General features: G+C 72.7%; 15 protein-coding genes and 1 pseudogene. 8 read left to right on the top strand and 8 right to left on the bottom strand.

The genetic code is table 11. The annotated features are described in order from the left end of the window. From GWI24_RS22505 to GWI24_RS22495, 3 genes are all read left to right on the top strand, one after another. The coding region (locus GWI24_RS22505; RefSeq protein ID WP_210947726.1) for a thiamine phosphate synthase at positions 1-153 on the top strand (153 nt) is incomplete at its 5' end. A gap of 280 nt (positions 154-433) precedes the next feature. Next, a complete protein-coding gene (metF, locus tag GWI24_RS22500; protein WP_210947725.1) occupies positions 434-1,351 on the top strand; it encodes a methylenetetrahydrofolate reductase [NAD(P)H] in 918 nt (305 codons plus the stop codon). A 40-nt stretch (positions 1,352-1,391) separates the two neighbouring features. Beyond that, the gene (locus GWI24_RS22495) at positions 1,392-2,387 is read left to right on the top strand and encodes a hypothetical protein (protein WP_210947724.1); all 996 of its coding nucleotides are present in this window, start codon (positions 1,392-1,394) and stop codon (positions 2,385-2,387) included. A 119-nt stretch (positions 2,388-2,506) separates the two neighbouring features. On the opposite strand, the gene GWI24_RS22490 is transcribed toward GWI24_RS22495, so the two are convergent. The 4 genes and pseudogenes from GWI24_RS22490 to GWI24_RS22475 all read right to left on the bottom strand — a co-directional run bounded on the left by GWI24_RS22490 (position 2,507) and on the right by GWI24_RS22475 (position 7,943). Next, positions 2,507-4,063, bottom strand: coding sequence for an NAD(P)/FAD-dependent oxidoreductase (locus tag GWI24_RS22490; RefSeq protein WP_210947723.1), 1,557 nt, complete (start codon positions 4,061-4,063; stop codon positions 2,507-2,509). A 333-nt stretch (positions 4,064-4,396) separates the two neighbouring features. Next, positions 4,397-5,017, bottom strand: a complete 621-nt coding sequence (locus GWI24_RS22485; protein ID WP_210947722.1) for a TetR/AcrR family transcriptional regulator — start codon at positions 5,015-5,017, stop codon at positions 4,397-4,399. 35 nt (positions 5,018-5,052) lie between these two features. Next, complete coding sequence (locus GWI24_RS22480) at positions 5,053-7,137, bottom strand: YhgE/Pip family protein (RefSeq protein WP_210947721.1); 2,085 nt, start codon at positions 7,135-7,137, stop codon at positions 5,053-5,055. Beyond that, positions 7,109-7,943 (bottom strand): annotated as a pseudogene (locus tag GWI24_RS22475) (ATP-binding cassette domain-containing protein). The gene GWI24_RS22480 and the pseudogene GWI24_RS22475 overlap by 29 nt, the downstream one beginning before the upstream one ends. Positions 7,944-8,135: 192 nt before the next feature. On the opposite strand from GWI24_RS22475, the gene GWI24_RS22470 reads away from it, so the two are divergent. From GWI24_RS22470 to GWI24_RS22460, 3 genes are all read left to right on the top strand, one after another. Further along, positions 8,136-8,666, top strand: coding sequence for an SAV_6107 family HEPN domain-containing protein (locus GWI24_RS22470; protein ID WP_210947720.1), 531 nt, complete (start codon positions 8,136-8,138; stop codon positions 8,664-8,666). A 283-nt stretch (positions 8,667-8,949) separates the two neighbouring features. Further along, positions 8,950-9,732, top strand: a complete 783-nt coding sequence (locus GWI24_RS22465) for a methyltransferase (RefSeq protein ID WP_210947719.1) — start codon at positions 8,950-8,952, stop codon at positions 9,730-9,732. 272 nt (positions 9,733-10,004) lie between these two features. Beyond that, a complete protein-coding gene (locus GWI24_RS22460; protein WP_210947718.1) occupies positions 10,005-10,397 on the top strand; it encodes a DUF3040 domain-containing protein in 393 nt (130 codons plus the stop codon). 271 nt (positions 10,398-10,668) lie between these two features. On the opposite strand, the gene GWI24_RS22455 is transcribed toward GWI24_RS22460, so the two are convergent. The 4 genes from GWI24_RS22455 to GWI24_RS22440 form a co-directional block, all read right to left on the bottom strand. Further along, positions 10,669-13,101, bottom strand: coding sequence for a transglutaminaseTgpA domain-containing protein (locus GWI24_RS22455; RefSeq protein WP_210947717.1), 2,433 nt, complete (start codon positions 13,099-13,101; stop codon positions 10,669-10,671). Next, positions 13,098-14,486, bottom strand: a complete 1,389-nt coding sequence (locus GWI24_RS22450) for a DUF58 domain-containing protein (protein WP_210947716.1) — start codon at positions 14,484-14,486, stop codon at positions 13,098-13,100. The genes GWI24_RS22455 and GWI24_RS22450 overlap by 4 nt, the downstream gene beginning before the upstream one ends. Next, the gene (locus GWI24_RS22445; protein ID WP_210947715.1) at positions 14,486-15,538 is read right to left on the bottom strand and encodes a MoxR family ATPase; all 1,053 of its coding nucleotides are present in this window, start codon (positions 15,536-15,538) and stop codon (positions 14,486-14,488) included. The genes GWI24_RS22450 and GWI24_RS22445 overlap by 1 nt, the downstream gene beginning before the upstream one ends. Positions 15,539-15,758: 220 nt before the next feature. Beyond that, entirely contained in the window at positions 15,759-16,313 is a 555-nt protein-coding gene (locus GWI24_RS22440; RefSeq protein ID WP_210947714.1) for a carbonic anhydrase, read from the bottom strand. A gap of 409 nt (positions 16,314-16,722) precedes the next feature. Here GWI24_RS22440 and rsmH point away from each other — a divergent pair, with 409 nt between their 5' ends. Continuing rightward, positions 16,723-17,685, top strand: coding sequence for a 16S rRNA (cytosine(1402)-N(4))-methyltransferase RsmH (gene rsmH / locus GWI24_RS22435; protein WP_210947713.1), 963 nt, complete (start codon positions 16,723-16,725; stop codon positions 17,683-17,685). Further along, positions 17,682-18,182 (top strand): septum formation initiator family protein (locus GWI24_RS22430; RefSeq protein WP_210947712.1); only part of this gene is annotated, 501 nt, incomplete at its 3' end. The genes rsmH and GWI24_RS22430, both read left to right, overlap by 4 nt.

Genomic DNA, 18,182 nt, shown 5'->3' with positions numbered 1-18,182 from the left:
TGGTTCGCCATCGGCGGAATCGACGCCTCCAACCTGGATCAGGTCCTGGAGGCGGGTGCCCGCCGCATCGTCGTGGTCCGGGCCATCACGGCCGCCGACGACCCGGCGGGGGCGACGGCGGAGCTGGCGAAGCGGGTCCGCGCGGCGGCCTGACCGGGCTGCGATCCGGCCAGGGCGGGGCCCGGACCGACCAGGGCGGGGCCCGGCCTGACCGGGGTGCGGCTCGTCCCGGGGCCCGGCCTGACCGGGTGGAGCCCGCCCCGCGACCCGGTCCGGCTCTTCACCTGGGTTTCACCCACCTTTCATCCGGCCGGGCCCGCCCGCCGGTCGAGGGCGTACGGAACTGTCCGCACTGCGGACAGGAAGCTGGCAAAACCCCCATATCTCCGAGGTCGGGTGGGCGTAGCCGGGCCGGGTGGATAGCCTGCACAACATGGCCCTAGGCACCGCTTCCACCAGGACCGATCGCGCCCGGACCGTGCGCGATCTGCTCGCGTCGGGCGAGCAGTCGTATTCCTTCGAATTCTTCGCCCCCAAAACGGCGAAGGGCGAGCAGACGCTGTGGAACGCCATCCGCAGGCTGGAAGCCGTCTCGCCCACCTTCGTCTCCGTGACCTACGGAGCCGGCGGTTCCTCCCGCGAGGGCACCGTGCGTGCCACCGAGCGCATCGCGACGGACACCACGCTCACCCCGGTCGCCCATCTGACCGCGGTCAATCACTCCCGGGCCGAGCTGCGCAACATCATCGGGCAGTACGCTGGCGCCGGGATCCGGAACATGCTGGCCCTGCGCGGCGATCCGCCGGGCGATCCCATGGGGGACTGGGTCCAGCACCCCGACGGTCTCACCTACGCCGCCGATCTGGTCCGGCTGATCAAGGAGTCCGGCGACTTCTGCGTCGGCGTGGCCGCGTTCCCCGAGATGCACCCCCGCTCGACGGACTGGGACACCGACATCCGTCACTTCATCGACAAGTGCCGTGCGGGCGCCGACTTCGCCATCACGCAGATGTTCTTCTACCCCGAGGACTATCTGCGGCTGCGCGACCGGGTCGCCGCAGCGGGCTGTACGACACCCATCATCCCTGAGATCATGCCGGTCACGAACGTCAAGCAGATCGAGCGGTTCGCACAGCTCAGCAACGCCGCGTTCCCGCCCGAACTGGCTGAGCGGATCCTGGCGGTGAAGGACGACCCGGCGGCTGTACGCTCGATCGGGATCGACTACGCCACGAAGCTGTGCGCGCGGTTGATGGCCGAGGAGATCCCCGGGCTGCACTTCATTACCCTGAACCACTCCACGGCGACGCTGGAAATCTACGAGAATCTGGGACTGCATCAGCGGTCCTGATGACGGCAGCCGAAGGGCGGCCGCATTGAGAGGGGCGGGCATGGGCTGGACGGTCCTCTACATCGCTTTCGGCGTCGTCGCGCTGTGGCTGCTGGGAGAGGTCCTCCTGCAGTACAAGGCGCGGCTCCGCTGGCGGCTGCTGGCCTTCGTCGGCTTCCTGGGCGTGGTCGTCGGTGTGCTGATCCCGTCGGTTCCGGTGATCGGGGTGGGCGCGATCGCCTTCGCCGTCGGCCAGACGTATGTGACGCTCTCCTTCCGGCGCGGTTTCGCGGCGGGCTGGGCGCTGCGCGGCGGGCTGCCGGGGCTGTTGGGGCGCGAGGGGAAGAGCATCCGGCCGGACGACGCGGACAAGGAGCCGATCCTCGAGGTCTCCGACCTGGAGGCGGTCCCGGCGGCGCGGCCGGAGCCGCCCACGTACCAGCCGGAGCCGCCCACCTACCAGCCGCAGCCGATGCCCGACGACACCGGCGAGTACGGCGTCTACGAGGAGCCGTCCCCCTTCACCCCGGCCTCGGGCGCGTACAGCGACGCGGCGGCGGACGGCTACAGCGCGTACGAGACGTACGGCGGCTACGGCGCGCAGCAGGACCACAGCCAGGGGCAGGGCCACAACTACGGCCAGGACGTCTACGCGGACCAGATGGGCCAGGCCGGGCAGTACGGCTATGGCAACGAGGCGTACGCGGCCTACGGCCAGGACCCGTACGGCGGCGCTCAGCCCCAGGCCCAGCCCTACGACCAGCAGGCTTACGACCAGCAGGCGTACGGCCAGCAGCAGTACGCCGACCAGTACGCGGCCTACGGTCAGCAGGACCCGTACGCCGCGACCTACGGCGATGGCGACCACTGGGCGGCCGAGGCCGGCTACGCCTCGCCGGACCCGGCGTACGACGTGATGCAGTCCGGCGGGCCCTGGGTGCCGCAGCAGCGCGAGGGCGACGCCGTGCCCCCGGCGGACCAGCAGGCGTACCCGTACCAGCAGCAGGGCCAGAACCAGGGCTACCCCCAGGGCTTTGACGAGCAGTACCGCTACTGAGCTCCGCCGACAGGTGGGTGCCGCTCCCGGAGCGGCACCCACCTGCGCGTTTCCCGGGTCCCGCGCCACTGGTTTGCCGGGTCCCGCGCTATGACTGGGACGCGCCACTCGGCCCCGCGCTACTGGGAGCCGCGCCAGTCCCCGCCCTCGACGATCAGCCCGGCCACCAGCGCGCCCGACATCCCGGCATGGGCGAGCCCGCCGCCCGGATGGGCCCAGCTGCCCGCCAGATACAGGCCCGGTATCCGGGTGGCATTGGCGGGCCGCAGAAACGCGCCGTCCGCCCCGGCGAGCGCCGGGCCCGGAACGCCACCGCCCCGGGCGCCCGTCTCCGCGGCGGTGTCGGCGGGTGTGCGGACCTCGTGCCACAGCAGCCGCCCCCGCAGCTCCGGTATCGCGGCCTCGGCGGCCGTGATCAGCCGCTGGGCGTCCCGCTCCGCCGCCGCGCCGTCCGTCCAGTCCACCGGGCCGTGCGGGGCGACGACGGCGGTAAGGGTGACGGCCTCGTGCCCATCGTCCGGGCGCACCGTGGGGTCGTCCGGGCGCAGCACGGTCACCGTGGGGCGGGGGCAGGGCTCGCGGGGCCCCTGGCCGTCGCCGAAGACGGCGGCCAACTCCGCGTCGCGGTCCGGGGCGTGGACCACGGTGCGGTGCGCGGTGCCCTCGGGGCGGGCGCCGCGCAGCGCCAGAAAGACGGTCAGCCGCCCCGGTGTGCCGCCGCCCGCGCCGGGCTCCGGCCGCACATCCCCCTCCCGCCAGGGCTGCTGCCCGCCGAGCAGCGGGGGCAGCAGCGCGGGGTCGATGCCGGAGACCACCGCGTCGGCCTCCGCGACGGTGCCGTCGGCCAGCTCCACACCCGCCGCACGGCCGTCCTTCTCCACGATGCCGGTGACCTCGGCCTCGAAGTGGAACTCCACCTTCCGCTGACGGCAGCGCTCATGGAGGGCATCGGCGAGCGCCCGCATCCCCCCGCGCACATACCAGGTGCCGAACGTCTGCTCGACGTAGGGCAGCACGGTGGCCGCGGCGGGGGCGGAGCGCGGGTCCATGCCGTGCGCCAGCGCATGGCTCTCCAGGAGGGCCGCGGCGCGAGGATCCCCCAGCTCGCGGCGGGCCACCTCGGCGAGCGTGGGCGGCCCGGCGACGCCGCCCCGGCGGAACAGACCGCCGAGCCGGCCGCGCCGCACGGGGGCGGCCGGATAGGGGTCGCGGCCCAGGACCCGCCAGTCGGCGCGCAGCGGCTCCTCCAGGAGCGGTCTGCGGGTGGCGTCCCACACCTCGCGCGCCCGGTTGACCAGATCGCTCCAGCGCTCGCCCGCGCCCTCGCCGAGGGCGCCGTCCAGCGCCTGGAGCACCCCGGCCCGCGAGGCGTTGGGCAGCCGGACGTCCGTGCCGTCGGCGAAGAGGTGCCGGCTCGCCGGGTCGACCTGGACGAGCTCCACGCTCTGCTCCAGGGTCTGCTTGCCGGTCTTCACGAACAGATCCCGGTGGACGGCGGGCAGATGCAGCAGCCCCGGGCCGGTGTCGAAGCGGAAGCCGTCCCGCTCGAAGCGGCCGACCCCGCCGCCATGGGTGCGCCCGCGCTCGTACACCACCACCCGGTGGCCCGCCACGGCCAGCCGGGCGGCCGCCGCCATGGCGCCCATCCCGGAGCCGATCACCACAATCCGTGCCATGACCGTGACTTTATCCGTCCCCACCGACAGCCGGGTCACCGTGCCTGGGGACGAACGCGCAGAGCTGAGTACGCGTACTCAGCCGGGGAGATGAGTAGCCGCGCGGATGGGCCGCCACCTGCGCGGACGAGAGAGTGGAGCACACGGAAGGGCGCGCGCCGCACCGCCGGCACGGGGCGGCGGAACGGCGCGGGCCCGGACGAAAGGTGGGAGTCACCGGGAGTCTCCGGGCCAGGAGCCTCCAACGGGGGAAGTACGGGGGGAGTTACGGGGGGAGGCGCTGTTCCGGTCAGGTCGATGGAAGTCGATCTGCCGGAACAGCGCCTTCTGCTTTCACCCCGAGGCCACGGTCCCGCCGACGCGGCCCTGCAGCAGCCGTGACAGCGCCGAGTGCACATCCTCCAGCGACCGCTCCGGCTGATAGGACTGCCAGTCCAGCGCGGCCACCAGCACCATCCCGAAAAGCGCCGAGGCCGTCAGCGGAATGTCGATGTCCTCGCTGAACTCATGCGCGGCCACCCCGGCCCGCAGCTCGGCCTCGATCACCGCTATGGCCCGCTGCCGGACCATCATCAAGGTGGACTGCCAGGCGCGGTTGGTGCGCCACAGCTCGGCCACGTACAGCTGGGTCAGCGACGGATAGCGGGAGATGAAGTCGAGCCCGGCCCGGACCATGGCGTCCAGCGCGTCCACATGGCTGCCGCCGCGCTCGGCGTTCTCGTCGGCGGCGGTCTGGAGCGAGGCGGTCAGCAGCTCGATGCCGTGCTGCAGCAGCTCCTCGAAGAGCACGGTCTTGCTGGCGAAGTTGTAGTAGACCGTGCCCTTGGCAACCCCGGCCCGCTCGGCGATCTCGTCCACGGTGGTGGAGGAGAAGCCCTGTTCGGCGATGAGGGTGACCGCTGCCTCGAAGAGTTTCTGCCGGGTGGCCTGGCGGCGCGTGCTGCTGCTGTCCATGGCGCCGATTCTGCCCGCTGTCGATGTTATCCCGCTCACAGGCTCAGCTCCGGGTGCAGCCGGTCCACCGTCCACACCTGCCGGCGCCGTGCCGACCACGCGGTGAGCGCCAGGGCGGCCGCGGTGAATCCGAGGAGCACTCCGCAGGCCAGCCACACCGGGCCGAGCCCGCCGCCGGTGATCAGCCGGCGCAGCCCGTCCACCACGTAGGTCATCGGCAGGAAGGGGTGGATGGCGTTGAAGAAGCGCGGACTGGTCTGCACCGGATAGGTGCCGCCCGCCGAGGTCAGCTGGAGCATCAGCAGGGCCAGCACCAGGATCCGGCCGGCCGGTCCGAAGCGGGCGTTCAGCCACTGCACGATCGCCGCGAAACAGGCCGTCACCAGCATCAGGAAGCCGAGCGTGCCCGCGGCCCGCACCATCTCGAGGCCGATCGCCCAGTGCAACACCGCCATCAGGGCCAGCGTCTGGAGCACACCGATCGCGGCGACCGGCAGCCAGCCCGCGAACGCGATCCGCCAGGAGGAGGCGCCCGCCGCGAGCGCGCGCCGGTTGAGCGGCTGGATCAGCATGTAGGCCACCATCGCGCCGACCCACAGGGAGAGCGGGATGAAGTACGGGGCGAAGCCCGTGCCGTAGTTGGGCGCCTTGTGCAGCGCCTGGTTCACCAGCCGCACCGGATCCGACATCACCTCCGTACGGGCGTCCCGGTCCTGCTTGCCGTAGTCGGGGATCTTGCCCGCGCCGTCGTGCAGACCGCCGGAGAGCTTCCCGGAGCCGTCCACGAGCCGGTACATCCCGCCGCCCAGGGTGTCCGCGCCGCCGCGCGCCTTACCGACGCCACTGTCGAGGTCGGACGCGCCGGTCTTGGCGGTGCTCAGCCCGGTGTGCAGGGTTCCGGCGCCCTTGGCGACCTTCTGCGCGCCGGAGTTGAGGGTGTTGATCTTCCGTACGGCGGAGTCGAGGTCGGTGTCCAGGTGCGGGGCGTTTTGCGCGAGCCAGAGCGCCTGGTCGTGCAGATCGTCCAGATGGCCGCCGAGGGTGTCGAGTTGGCCGGTGTGGTCCTGGACCAGTTTGTTGACGTCCTCGGCCACATCTGCGGCGGTGTCGGCCGCCGCCACCGACTTCTTCAGCGCGGGGCAGTCCGGGTCGGTGGGCACCGCACCCTCGCAGCGGGTCCGGTAGTCGGCGGCGAGGCCGTCGGATGCCTTACGGGCCTTGGTGGCCGCCGTAGAGGTCTTCTCGGGCAGGGTGTCGAGGTTGTCGGACGCCTTCCGGGAGGCGTCGGCGACCAGTTGGGAGATGTCCCCGATCTCCTTGCCGTGCTCCTTGAGGAACGGGCGGACTTTGGCCGCCACGTCGTTGACCTTGTCCGACAGGGACTGGGTGCCGTCGGCGACCCCGCCCGCGCCGGTCTCGAGCGTCCCGGAGCCCTTGTAGAGCGTGCCGAGCCCGGACTTCAGATCGCGGCTGCCCTCCTTGGCCTTGGCCAGGCCCTTGGCGAGGTCGTCCGCGCCCTTCTTGGCCTTGCCGATGCCCTTACCGAGCTTGTCGGCGCTCCTGGCGGCCTTCTCCGTCTCGCCGTGGATGTCGGCGAAGGAGATGAAGATGTTGTCGTAGAAGCCGCGGGACGCCTTGGTGGAGGCCGCGGCGCGCACCTCGGAGAAGACCGAGCGGGAGATCTGGCCGACGATGTAGTTGTTGGCGTCGTTGGTGCGCACCTTGAGGGCGCCGGTCTCCGGGGACTTCCCCGAGCTGGAGGCGATCTGTCGGCTGAAGTCCGAGGGGACGGTCAGCGAGAGGTAGTACGTGCCGTTCGCGACGCCCTTACGGGCCTCGGCGGCGCTCGTGGGGTGCCAGTCGAAGGTCCCGCTGTCGAGCAGCTTGTCGGTGATGTCGTCGCCCGCGGTGAGGTGCTTGCCCTTCACGGTGGCGCCGGTGTCCGAGTTGACGAGGGCGACCGGGATCTTGTTCAGCTTGCCGTACGGATCCCAGAAGGACCACAGGTACAGCGCGCCGTAGAGCAGCGGCAGCAGGAGCAGGGCGGCGAGCGCCGCGCGCGGCAGCTTGCCCCTCCCGAACCGCTTCAGCTCAAGCGCGGCGAGTTTCGGCGAGCGCATCCGCCGACCCCTCCTCGTTCTCGTCGTGTTCGTGTCGGCCGGCGGCGGGCGCGTCGGCCTTCCGGGTCCCGCGGGCCTTCTCGTCGCTCTCGGCGGCGCTGGTGCGCGCGGTGCGGACCACGACCGCGCCGGGCGGGGCCTGGCTGCACACCGTGAGGACCGTGATGCCGTCCTCCGCGATCTCCCGCAGCAGCGCCCAGGCCAGCTCGCGGTCGGTGTCCGAGAGCTTCAGGTCTGCGTCGTCGACGGCCAGCAGCCGCGGCCGGGCGATGAGCGCGAGCGCGATCGACAGCCGCAGCGCCTCCAGCCGCTCCAGGTCCCGTACGGCCGTACGCGGCCCCTTGGGCAGTGTGTCCAGGTCCAGTCCGGCGGCCGTGAGGGCGGCGTCGATCGCGGCCCGGGACGCGGCGGCCCGATCCCGGCGAGGGCGCAGCAGCCCGCGCGGGGAGTCGGCGAACCGACGCCGCAGCAGGGCCCGCTCGTGCAGATGCTCGGCGACCGTGAGCACCGGGTCGAGCTCGGTGACGCCCGGCACATGCGCGAGCGCGCTGATCCGGCGTATGCGCCATCTGTTGGGGCACTCGGAAGCCACCGACACCGCAGTGTCCCTCGGTGGGGCGCATCCGGCCGGTGAGCGTGAGCAGCAGGGAGGTGCGGCCCGAGCCGGACGGGCCCTCGATGGCGATCAGCGCACCCGGGTCGGCGGCGATGTCGGCACCGCGGAACGCCCAGCCGTGCGACCCCCTGACGCCGAGCCCCTCGGCCGTCACCGCCGCTCCGGTCCCCGCTTCTGGGGTGCCCCCCACACAGATCACTTCCTTGATTTTTGAACTGACTGGTCAGTGCAAAAACCAGTATGGGGCATGGCGGAGCCAGGCGTGGCACCGGGGGCGTTCGCGCTGGTCAGGGCCGATTGTCAGTGGTGTGCCCCACGATGGCCCCATACGGCGGTCGCTGTACCACACGAGCGACCGCCACGCGACGACAGGAGGTTCGTCATGGCCAGTACCGCCGCAGCGCGCCGGCACCGTGCCGCCGCCCCTGCCCCCTCGTTGACCGGTCCCGCGAGCGATGTCCACCCCGTGCTGCGCCGCGCGTCCGCCCCGCCAGCCGCCGCGGCCCTGCTCACCCAGGCCCATGAGGGCCTGGAGGAGGCCGCCGAGCTCGAGACCCCCAACGAGCGCTTTGCGACCGCGCATCTGGCCGCACTGCGCACGGCCGCCGCCGTGCTCGCCGTGCGCGGCCGCCCCGAGCCCACCGCGCGCCGCCGCGCCCGGATCCGCAGCGCCTGGGAGGTGCTGCCCGAGGTCGCTCCCGAACTGGCCGAGTGGAGCGCCCTGTTCGCCTCCGGCGCCGAGCGCCGGGCCCGCGCCGAGGCGGGGATACAGGGCGCCGCGAGCCCGCGGGACGCGGACGATCTGCTGCGCGCCACCGCGATGTTCCTGCGCCTGGTGGAGCGCATGCTGATGCTGCAGCCCGCCCTGCCCCACCAGAGGCCGGACGACGAGCCGGGCCCGTCGGGGGCCTGAGGGGCGGCCCGGTATTCGGCGCGGGGGCGGCCCCTGTATTCGTGCGGGGGCCGTCCGGTATCCGCAGGGGAGCGGTCGGGTATCCGCAGGGGAGCGGCCCGGTGTCCGTGTGGAGCGGTCGGGTATACGTAGGGGGGCGGCCCGGTGTCCGTGTGGCGCCGGTGGGCCGGCCGCCTCGGCGCGGCCCGCCCCACGGAGGCAATAGGCTGGGAGCGCCGACGTTCAGTAAGCCGTCGTCACCGCCTCCGGGCGGTGGCGGCACCGCGCCGAGGAGCCACCCGCCGTGTCAGACCCGCAGCGCCCCCGTGCGTCCCTCCGTACCGCCGTGGTCTGGGAGGTCCTGAAAGACGCCCTGGAACGGCGGGCCAAGGCCACGGGCCGGGAGCCCGCCGGGGGCGAGGCCGTGCACGGTGCGCTGGACGTCCTGGACACCGGCGGCGGCAGCGGCAATTTCGCCGTCCCCGTGGCCCGCCTCGGCCACCGCGTCACCGTGGTCGACCCGAGTCCGAACGCGCTGTTCGCGCTGGAGCGGCGGGCCGCCGAGGCCGGGGTCGCCGACCGGGTGCGCGGGGTCCAGGGAGATGCCCACGGGCTGTTCGACGTGGTCGAGCGGGGCGGTTACGACGTGGTGCTCTGCCATGGCGTGCTGGAGTACGTGGACGACCCCGCCGAGGGCCTGCGGAACGCGGTGGCGGCCCTCCGCCCCGCCGGGACCCTCAGCGTGCTCGCCGCCGGCCTGGGTGGCGCCGTGCTGGCCCGCGCCCTGGCCGGTCACTTCACCGAGGCCCGGCAAGCGCTTACCGACCCCGAGGGCCGCTGGGGCTCCGGGGACCCGATGCCGCGCCGCTTCACCGAGGACCAGCTGTCCGAGCTGGTGCGCGCGGCCGGTCTGGAGATCGCCGCGGTGCACGGGGTGCGGGTTTTCGCCGATCTTGTCCCCGGGGTGCTCGTGGACACCGAGCCCGGGGCGCTGGACGCCCTGTTGCAGCTGGAGGAGGCCGCCGCCGAACTCCCTGCCTTCCGCTCCGTCGCCACTCAGCTGCACGTTCTCGCCGAGCGGGACTAGAGCGCTCCTCCCGCCCCACCCGACGACGGGCGGCGCAGGTGGAGTCGGCCACAGGAGGCCCGATCGAACGCCCGGCGCCGTATGATCGGGGTACACCGTCCGGCATGGCCAATCGGCGGGAGGGGAATGGACGTCTCAGCGTCAACTTTCGCCACGCCCGAAGGGGTGGGCGAATTGGCGTTGAGGGGCGGGTTTCACGGGGGCGATTCCCTGCCTATCCTGAAAGGGTCGCACCCCGGTCGCCCCCCGCGACCGACGAGTAGGAGGACTCCGTGCCGCTCTCGGAGCACGAGCAGCGCATGCTCGAGCAAATGGAGCGAGCGCTGTACGCCGAAGATCCCAAGTTCGCGACAGCGCTTGAGGGAAGCGGCCTGCGAACGTACACCCGGCGACGGGTCTACCAGGCGGTCGCGGGTTTTCTGGTGGGCATCGCACTCCTCATGGTCGGGGTGATCGTTCCCCAGATCTGGATCAGCGTGGTGGGCTTCCTGATCATGCTGGGATGCGCGGTGCTCGCGGTGACCGGTTGGCGCAAGGCTCCCAAACCCGGCGAGGCACAGCGTGGCGGCAGGGCGGCTCCCCGTCGTCAGGGGCGTCAGCGCCGCTCGATGATGACACGCATCGAGGAGCGGTGGCAGCGGCGCCGTGATGAGCAGGGCCACTGAGAATTCACGGATGAGCGGTTGAGGGGCGGTCGCCGACTGGCGACCGCCCCTCAACCGTGCGGTGCGCTTCCGCGGTGTGCTTCCGCGGTGCGTTTTCCCGCGCTGTAGCCCTTCGGCGGTGCCGTAGCCCTTCGGCCGCGGTGCAGCCCTTCGGCCGTGTCCGTAGCCCTTTCCGCCTGCGGCCGAGCCTGCCGTAGCCCCTTCCGCCCACGGCTGAGCCCCCGCGCCATGCGCGGGGGCTCAGCCGCGGGCGCTCAGGGGCGCCCGGGGATCAGTTCTCCTGCTGGCCGCGTGGGGTCCGGAGCTGGGCGGCCCAGCGGGCCCAGCGGGGTGCTCCCCACCGATCGACCAGCGCCGACCAGCGCTGTCCGGCCGCCCACGCCAGCTGGGCCGCGGACCGCGGGGCCAGCAGCGCCCGCAGCCGCTCCCGCCGCCCCGCCTTGGCCCGGAATCCGGCCAGCACCAGCCGGACATCGTCCGCGACGCCCGTGACCGGGCGCGGCTGCGGTGCGTACAGCACCTGCTCGACCGCCTCGGCCACCCGCTGCGCCGCCCGGGCCGGTTCGTCGTCGAGCCCGGCGATCCGCACCATGCGGGCCACCGCTCTGCGCGAGGTCAGCGAGTCGTCCGGCAGCACGCCGAAGTCCCAGGCCGAGTCGGTGAGTTCACGCCATGCGGCGAGCACCCGGTCGGTGGCGTCCTGCTCGGTGCGCCCGCCCGAGCCGTTCAGTCTGCGGGTCCGTATCCGCCGCCGCCACAGCATGGGCAGCAGGGGTACCACGGCCAGCAGCACCGCCAGCGAACTCCAGCTGGTCACCTTGGTGGCCGACCAGCCCCCGCCCGAGGCGCCGTTGTCCGGCTGCTGGGCCGCGGCGCCGCCACAGGTGCCCAGCTTCTTCATGTCCGGGGAGCAGCTGTCGGACGCGGTCGGCGCGGCCGTCGGCTCGGAGGTCTCGGTGGGCTCGGTCGTCGGGTCGTCGGTCGGGGTGCCCGAGGGCGTCTGCTCCATCGTGTAGTCGGGCTGGGAGCCCCGGCTCGGGGTGGGCTCGAAACGGGTCCAGCCCACGCCCTCGAAGTACAGCTCGGGCCAGGCGTGCGCGTCCTTCAGGCCAACCGACACCGAGCCGTCCGCCTGGGCGGTGCCGGGGGTGAACCCGACCGCGACCCGCGCCGGAATGCCCAGCGTCCGGGCCATCGCCGCCATCGAGAAGGAGAAGTGGACGCAGAAGCCCTCCTTCTGCTTCAGGAACCGGACGATGGCGGCCGAGCCGCTGCCGGACTGCACTTGGGTGTCGTAACGGAATCCTCCGTTCACCGCGAACCAGTCCTGGAGCTTGACCGCCTTCTCGTACGCGTTCGCCGCACCGGCGGTCACCTCCCGCGCCGTACGGGCCACCACGGACGGCAGCGAGTCCGGCACCTCGGTGTACTCGTTCCGCAGCCGGGAGGGGGGTGCCGGGGCGGCCGCCAGCTGGTCGGCCGTCGGCTCCACCAGCAGGCTGGTGACCCGGTAGCGCGCGCCCCGGGTGGTCTGGCCGCGGTCGCCGACCAGCGTGCGACCCTCCGGCTCATAGCGCCAGCGCCCGTCGATCTCGACCCTGGACGCGGGGTAGGGGAGGGGCAGCCAGTTCTGCGCGTACCAGTCGGCGGCCGAGATCGAGGTGTCGATCGAGGAGACCCGGACCGAGGGGCCGAGCCCGGCGGGCGAGGGAAGCTGACTGGGCACATCGGTGACATGCCGCTCGGACGACTTCCACGAGGTGCCGTCGAACCGGTCCAGCGCCACGATCCGCAGATAGAGATCCTGGGTGGTCTGCGAGGAGGTGCGATAGCGCAGCACCTCTTTGTTCTCCGGCTGGTTCAGGCTGTCCTGGAGCGACACCAGGGGATTGACCGCCGAGATCGTGCCGCCGCCGCTGCCCGCCCCGCCGCTGCCGCTCTGCCGGTCCAGCAGCCCGCCGTCCAGGGACGGCAGCACCGCGGGCACCGCGAGCGCGATGCCGAGCGCCAGCACGCCGATCCTGCGGCCGGTGCGGACCGGGGCGAGCGCCGGGCTGCCTCCGGCCCCGGCCAGGCCCGAGGGCGGCATGCCCGACGGGTGTGGGGCGCCGCCGCTGAACACCCGGCCCCACTGGGACAGCCGGTCCCGGCCCTCGGCCAGGAGCAGCAGCAGATAGCCGGCCGCCGCCAGCAGGAACCACAGCCAGTCGCTCCCGTCGTCGGACAGACCGGCCGCCACCGAGTAGAGCGCGAGCAGCGGAAGCCCGGCGGGGGCCGCGCTGCGGTACGTCACCGCGAGCGCGTCGACCACCAGGCCGATCACCAGCACCCCGCCCACCAGCATCAGCCGGATGCCATCGGTGAGCGGCGCGGGGATCGCGTACTGCCCCACGTCGTCGGCGCCGTCGCGCAGCAGCAGCGCGAACTCGTGGAGCGCCTGCGGGCTCGGCAGCAGCCCGCCCAGCGCCTGGTCGTGCGCGAAGACCAGGGTGAGCAGCAGGAGCGTCACCGCGGTCTGCGCGGCCACCGTGAGCGGGCGGGCCAGCGGCACCCGGCGGGCCGCCACGCCCGTGGCGCTCTGCACCGTCAGCAACAGGACGGCCTGCAACAGCCAGCTCGCCGGATCCACCAGCGGCAGCAGCGCACAGGCCGCCGCCACCGTGGCCAGCGCCGCACATATCGCGAGCCGAACGCTTCCACTCATGTCCAGCTCCCTGTCATGCCGCCGACCGCGCGGCTTCCGGCGTCCGCCCGGGTGGCGCCCTGGGCGTCGGCCTGCCGCCACAGCTGCGTCAGCGAGGCGCCGGGGCCGACCGGCAGCGCCGTCCACCCGGCCTCGCGCAGCCGCCGCAGCCGGTCCTCCAGCTCCTTTGTGCTCCCGAACTCCGCCCCGCGCGACCAGGCGGCGCCGTCCAGCACAAAGGCCACCGCGGCCGTGGTGCGGTGGCGCAGCCGGGCGGCCATCGCCGCCTGCTCCTCGTCCAGATCGCCCAGGAAGGCCACCAGCAGCCCCTCACCGCCGCCGCGCAGCACCTCATAGGCGGGGGAGAGCCCTCCGCCGTCGGAGTGGTCCACCACGGCGAGGGTGTCCAGCATCAGCCCGGCCGTCTCCGCCGAGTCATGGGTGGAGCCGGTGAAGCCGCCTCCGCCATCCGGGCCCGGCACCGAGCTTCCGGTGTCGGTCAGCAGCCGGACCGCATAGCCCCGCTCCAGCAGGTGGACCGCGGCCGAGGCCGCCCCGGAGACCGCCCATTCGAAGGCCGAGTCCGGCCCCGAGCCGTAGTGGGCGGTGCGCCGGGTGTCCAGCAGCACCGTGCAGTGGGCCCGCTGCGGCTGCTCCTCCCGGCGGACCATGAGCTCCCCGTAGCGCGCGGTGGAGCGCCAGTGCACCCGGCGCAGATCGTCGCCTATGCGATAGCCGCGCGGGATGACATCGTCCTCACCGGCCAGCGCCAGCGAGCGGTGCCGCCCGTCCCCGTACCCCGCGGCCTCGCCGGTCAGGCGCACCGGGGGGAGCGGCTCGACCCGGGGCACCACCGTGAGCGTGTCGTAGGCGCTGAAGGCGCGGGTGAGCTCGCACATCCCGAACGGATCGCTCAGCCGCAGCTGGAGCGGGCCCAGCGGATAGCGGCCGCGCAGATCGGAGCGGACCCGGTAGGACACCTCGCGGCGGCCGCCCGGCTCCACCCGGTCCAGTACGAACCTCGGGCGCGGCCCCAGCACATAGGGCACCCGGTCCTGGAGCATCAGCAGCCCGGTGGGCAGCCGCGAGACATTGTCCATCCGCAGATGCACCCGGGCCTCGGAGCCCGCCGGCACCCGCGCGGGCGCGAGCCGTCTGCTGCCCGCCACCCGGTACCGGGTGCGGTAGACCACGGCCACGCAGACCAGCGGCAGCGCGGCCAGCAGCAGCCCGACCCGCAGCAGATCCGCCTGGCCCAGGACATAGCTGCACACCGCGGCGGCCACCCCGGCGGCCAGGAAGGAACGGCCGCGGGTGGTCAGACCGGCGAGGGCGGCCCGCAGCCCGCCCGACTGCTCGCCGGCGCCGGGCCCCTCGGGGCCCATGTCCGTCCCCCCTGCGGCCATCACAGCCTCCGCGCGCCCGGCTGCTGCCGCCCGAAGTCGGCCGGGGGCACGGGCGGCATCGGCGGCATCCCGCCCGCGCCACGCTGGGCGGAGGTGGGCACCGGGGTGCGCTGCACGATGTCCGCGACGACCTGCTCGGAGGTGCGGCGGTTCAGCTGGGCCTGCGCGGTGGGCAGCAGCCGGTGGGCCAGCACCGCGACGGCGAGGGCCTGCACATCGTCCGGCAGCGCGAAGTCCCGCCCGGCCAGCGCGGCCGACGCCTTGGCGGCCCGCAGCAGATGCAGCGTGGCGCGCGGCGAGGCGCCCAGCCGCAGATCGGGGTGGTTGCGGGTGGCGGCCACCAGGTCCACCGCGTAACGCCGGACGGCCTCGGCGACGTGCACCGAGCGCACCGCCTCGATCAGCTTGACGATCTCATGGGCGTGCGCCACGGGCTGCAGGTCGTCCAGCGGGGAGACCCCGCCGTGGACGTCCAGCATCTGGAGCTCGGCCTGCGGGCTGGGGTAGCCGATGGAGACACGGGCCATGAAGCGGTCGCGCTGCGCCTCGGGCAGCGGGTAGGTGCCCTCCATCTCGACCGGGTTCTGCGTGGCCACCACCATGAACGGGTTGGGCAGCTCGTAGCTCTCCCCGTCGATGGTGACCTGGCGCTCCTCCATCGACTCCAGCAGCGCGGACTGGGTCTTGGGCGAGGCGCGGTTGATCTCGTCGCCGATCACGATCTGGGCGAAGATGGCGCCCGGCTTGAACTCGAACTCCTTGCGCTGCTGGTCGAAGATGCTCACGCCGGTGATGTCGGACGGCAGCAGGTCCGGGGTGAACTGGATCCGCCGCACGGAGCAGTCGATGGACCGGGCGAGCGCCTTGGCCAGCATCGTCTTGCCCACGCCCGGGACGTCCTCGATCAGCAGATGCCCCTCGGCGAGCAGCACGGTCAGCGAAAGCCGTACGACCTCGGGCTTGCCCTCGATCACACCCTCCACCGACCTGCGGATCCGATCCGCTGTGGTGGTCAGATCGCTGAGGCTCGCTCGCTCGTCATAGGTCGTCACCCGGCCCTCCTCGGCCCGTTCTCAGGGCCGTTGCCCTCGGAACGGACCGGCCCACCGCAAACGCTGACATCGGACCCCCGCGTGGTTGCGGGGGACGATGTCACCTATGCATTCTTGCGGTCTCCGCGGCCTCGCGTCACTCGGCTGTGGATAACCCGGGGTTATTTGTCACGCTTGTACGAGTTCGAGTGCTGAATCCCTTCCGTATCTTCAGCATCTCTCACGTCCGCGGCGTGACCTCCCGCAGCAGACCCGTCGTCACATCGAAGACAAAGCCGCGGACGTCGTCGGTGTGCACCAGGAACGGCGAGGTGCGCACCCGCTCGATCGACTGGCGGACGTCGGCGTCGAGGTCCTTGAACGCCTCGACCGCCCACGACGGGCGCTGTCCCACCTCCTCCTCCAGCTCGTGCCGGAAGTCCTCGGTGAGGTTCAGCAGGCCGCAGCCGGTGTGGTGGATGAGCACGACGCTGCGGGTCCCGAGGGCCCGCTGGCTGATGGTCAGGGACCGGATGATGTCATCGGTGACCACACCGCCCGCGTTGCGGATGGTGTGGCAGTCGCCCAGCTCCAGACCCAGGGCCTCGTGCAGGTCCAGGCGGGCGTCCATGCACGCGACGATGGCGACGCGCCGAACCGGACGCGCGTCCATCCCCGGATCGGTGAACTTCTCGGCGTAACTGCGGTTGGCCTCCACGAGGCTGTCGGTGACCGTGTCTCCCGTACGGGCGTCGCGGTCGGTGGACGGGTTCGGCTGCGGCGCTGATATCGACATGATGACGACGCTACCTTTCACCAGGGGATTTTGTCTTCTCTTTAGGTAGGGCAAACGGGGGCAACGGGGTGGGCCGAAGGGGTGATGTGAGGCAATGCACAACCCCTCGCGCCCCGCGGTCCGGTGTCCGGGAGAGGGGACACCACCCCTGGGGCGGGACGCGCAGGCCGGTTGGTTGACCGAAGGGACGAGTGGACTAAAGTGGCGCGAAGTGGGAGGCGTGACGCTCCCCTCGGATCCCGGAATTTCGCGTGAGCGCGGTGCGTACGCACCCCTCGGCCTCCTCCCGCTCCGGTCGCCTGACGTCACTTCCCCGGCGCCAGTAGGCCACTTCCCCTTCAGAGCGGGCGGGGACCCAGCGGTGCGTATCATCCTCGCCCGATCCTCAGAAGGGCGCACGAGCAGCGCAATGAGCAGCAACGCTCTCCACGTTCCCGTCATGCTCCAGCGCTGTCTGGACATGCTGGCCCCCGCTCTCGCCCAACCCGGCGCGGTCGTGGTCGACTGCACCCTGGGCCTCGGCGGCCACAGTGAGGCGCTGCTGCGCGACTTCCCCGAGGCCCGGCTGATCGCCCTCGACCGCGACCCGTCTGCACTGCGACTCGCCGGGGAGCGGCTCGCCCCTTACGGCGATCGGGCGACGCTGGTCCACGCGGTCTACGACGAGCTGCCCGAGGTCCTCGACCGGTTCGGTGTCCCGCGCGTCCAGGGGATCCTCTTCGACCTCGGCGTGTCGTCCATGCAGCTGGACGAGGCCGGGCGCGGCTTCGCCTACGCCCAGGACGCCCCGCTGGACATGCGGATGGACCAGACCACCGGAGTCAGCGCGGCGGAAGTGCTCAATACCTATCCGCCGGGCGATCTGGTGCGCATCCTGCGGACGTACGGCGAGGAGAAGTTCGCCAAGAAGATCGTGGACGCGGTGGTGCGCGAGCGCGCCAAGGAGCCGTTCACCAACAGCGCCCGGCTCGTCGAGCTGATCCGCGAGGCGCTGCCGCAGGCCGCCAAACGCACCGGCGGCAATCCGGCCAAGCGCACCTTCCAGGCGCTGCGGATCGAGGTCAACGGTGAGCTCGCGGTCCTGGAGCGGGCCATCCCGGCGGCCGTAAGGGCGCTCGCGGTCGGCGGCCGGATCGCCGTGCTGTCGTATCACTCGCTGGAGGACCGCCTGGTCAAGCAGGTGCTCGCGGCCGGTGCCAGCCATACGGCGCCCCCGGGGCTGCCGGTCATCCCCGAGCAGTACCAGCCCCGGCTGAAGCTGCTCACCCGCGGCGCGGAGCTGCCCACCGAGGAGGAGATCGCCGAGAACCGGCGGGCCGCCCCGGCGCGGTTCCGGGGGGCGGAGCGCATCCGGGAAGAGGTCGCTCCATGAGCGCGCGGGGGACGGGCCCGAAAGGACGGCCGGCGCCGGGCGCCACCACGGCCAGGCGCACGCCCTTCGTGCTGCTCGTCGTGGTCCTGCTCGGCTCCGGCCTGATCGCGCTGCTGCTGCTGAACTCCTCCCTCAACCAAGGGTCGTTCGAGCTCACCAGACTGGAGAAGCAGACCAAGGAGCTCACCGACGAGCGCCAGGCCCTCCAGCAGGACGTGGACAAGCTCTCCGCACCCGGCGAGCTGGAGCGGCGCGCCCGGGAGCTGGGGATGGTGCCCGGTGGCACCCCCGCCTTCCTCAACCCGGACGGCTCGGTCAGCGGGGTGCCCGCCCCCGCCACGGGGCAGCCCTCGGTGCTCGGCGGCCCCGGCCGGGTGCTGCCGCCCTCGCTCGGCACCACGCCGTCCGAGGCGTCGCCCGTCCTGTCCGAGGCGTCGCCCACTCCGTCCGCCCTCGCCCCGCCGACGCCGCCGTCCGCCACGGCCTCGGTGCCCCCG

The sequence above is a fragment of the Streptomyces sp. MK37H genome (assembly GCF_018035285.1).
In the GTDB taxonomy this organism is placed as follows: domain Bacteria; phylum Actinomycetota; class Actinomycetes; order Streptomycetales; family Streptomycetaceae; genus Streptomyces; species Streptomyces endocoffeicus.
The sequence above is the reverse complement of the archived record's forward strand: the minus strand, read 5'-3'. Positions and strand labels throughout refer to the sequence as shown.

Bases quoted from the DNA above. Each gene is read 5' to 3' on its own strand.
- metF (WP_210947725.1), top strand. From the start codon at position 434: ATGGCCCTAGGCACCGCTTCCACCAGGACCGATCGCGCCCGGACCGTG.
- GWI24_RS22495 (WP_210947724.1), top strand. From the start codon at position 1,392: ATGGGCTGGACGGTCCTCTACATCGCTTTCGGCGTCGTCGCGCTGTGG.
- GWI24_RS22490 (WP_210947723.1), bottom strand. From the start codon at position 4,063: ATGGCACGGATTGTGGTGATCGGCTCCGGGATGGGCGCCATGGCGGCG.
- GWI24_RS22485 (WP_210947722.1), bottom strand. From the start codon at position 5,017: ATGGACAGCAGCAGCACGCGCCGCCAGGCCACCCGGCAGAAACTCTTC.
- GWI24_RS22480 (WP_210947721.1), bottom strand. From the start codon at position 7,137: ATGCGCTCGCCGAAACTCGCCGCGCTTGAGCTGAAGCGGTTCGGGAGG.
- GWI24_RS22470 (WP_210947720.1), top strand. From the start codon at position 8,136: ATGGCCAGTACCGCCGCAGCGCGCCGGCACCGTGCCGCCGCCCCTGCC.
- GWI24_RS22455 (WP_210947717.1), bottom strand. From the start codon at position 13,101: ATGAGTGGAAGCGTTCGGCTCGCGATATGTGCGGCGCTGGCCACGGTG.
- GWI24_RS22450 (WP_210947716.1), bottom strand. From the start codon at position 14,486: ATGGCCGCAGGGGGGACGGACATGGGCCCCGAGGGGCCCGGCGCCGGC.
- GWI24_RS22440 (WP_210947714.1), bottom strand. From the start codon at position 16,313: ATGTCGATATCAGCGCCGCAGCCGAACCCGTCCACCGACCGCGACGCC.
- rsmH (WP_210947713.1), top strand. From the start codon at position 16,723: ATGAGCAGCAACGCTCTCCACGTTCCCGTCATGCTCCAGCGCTGTCTG.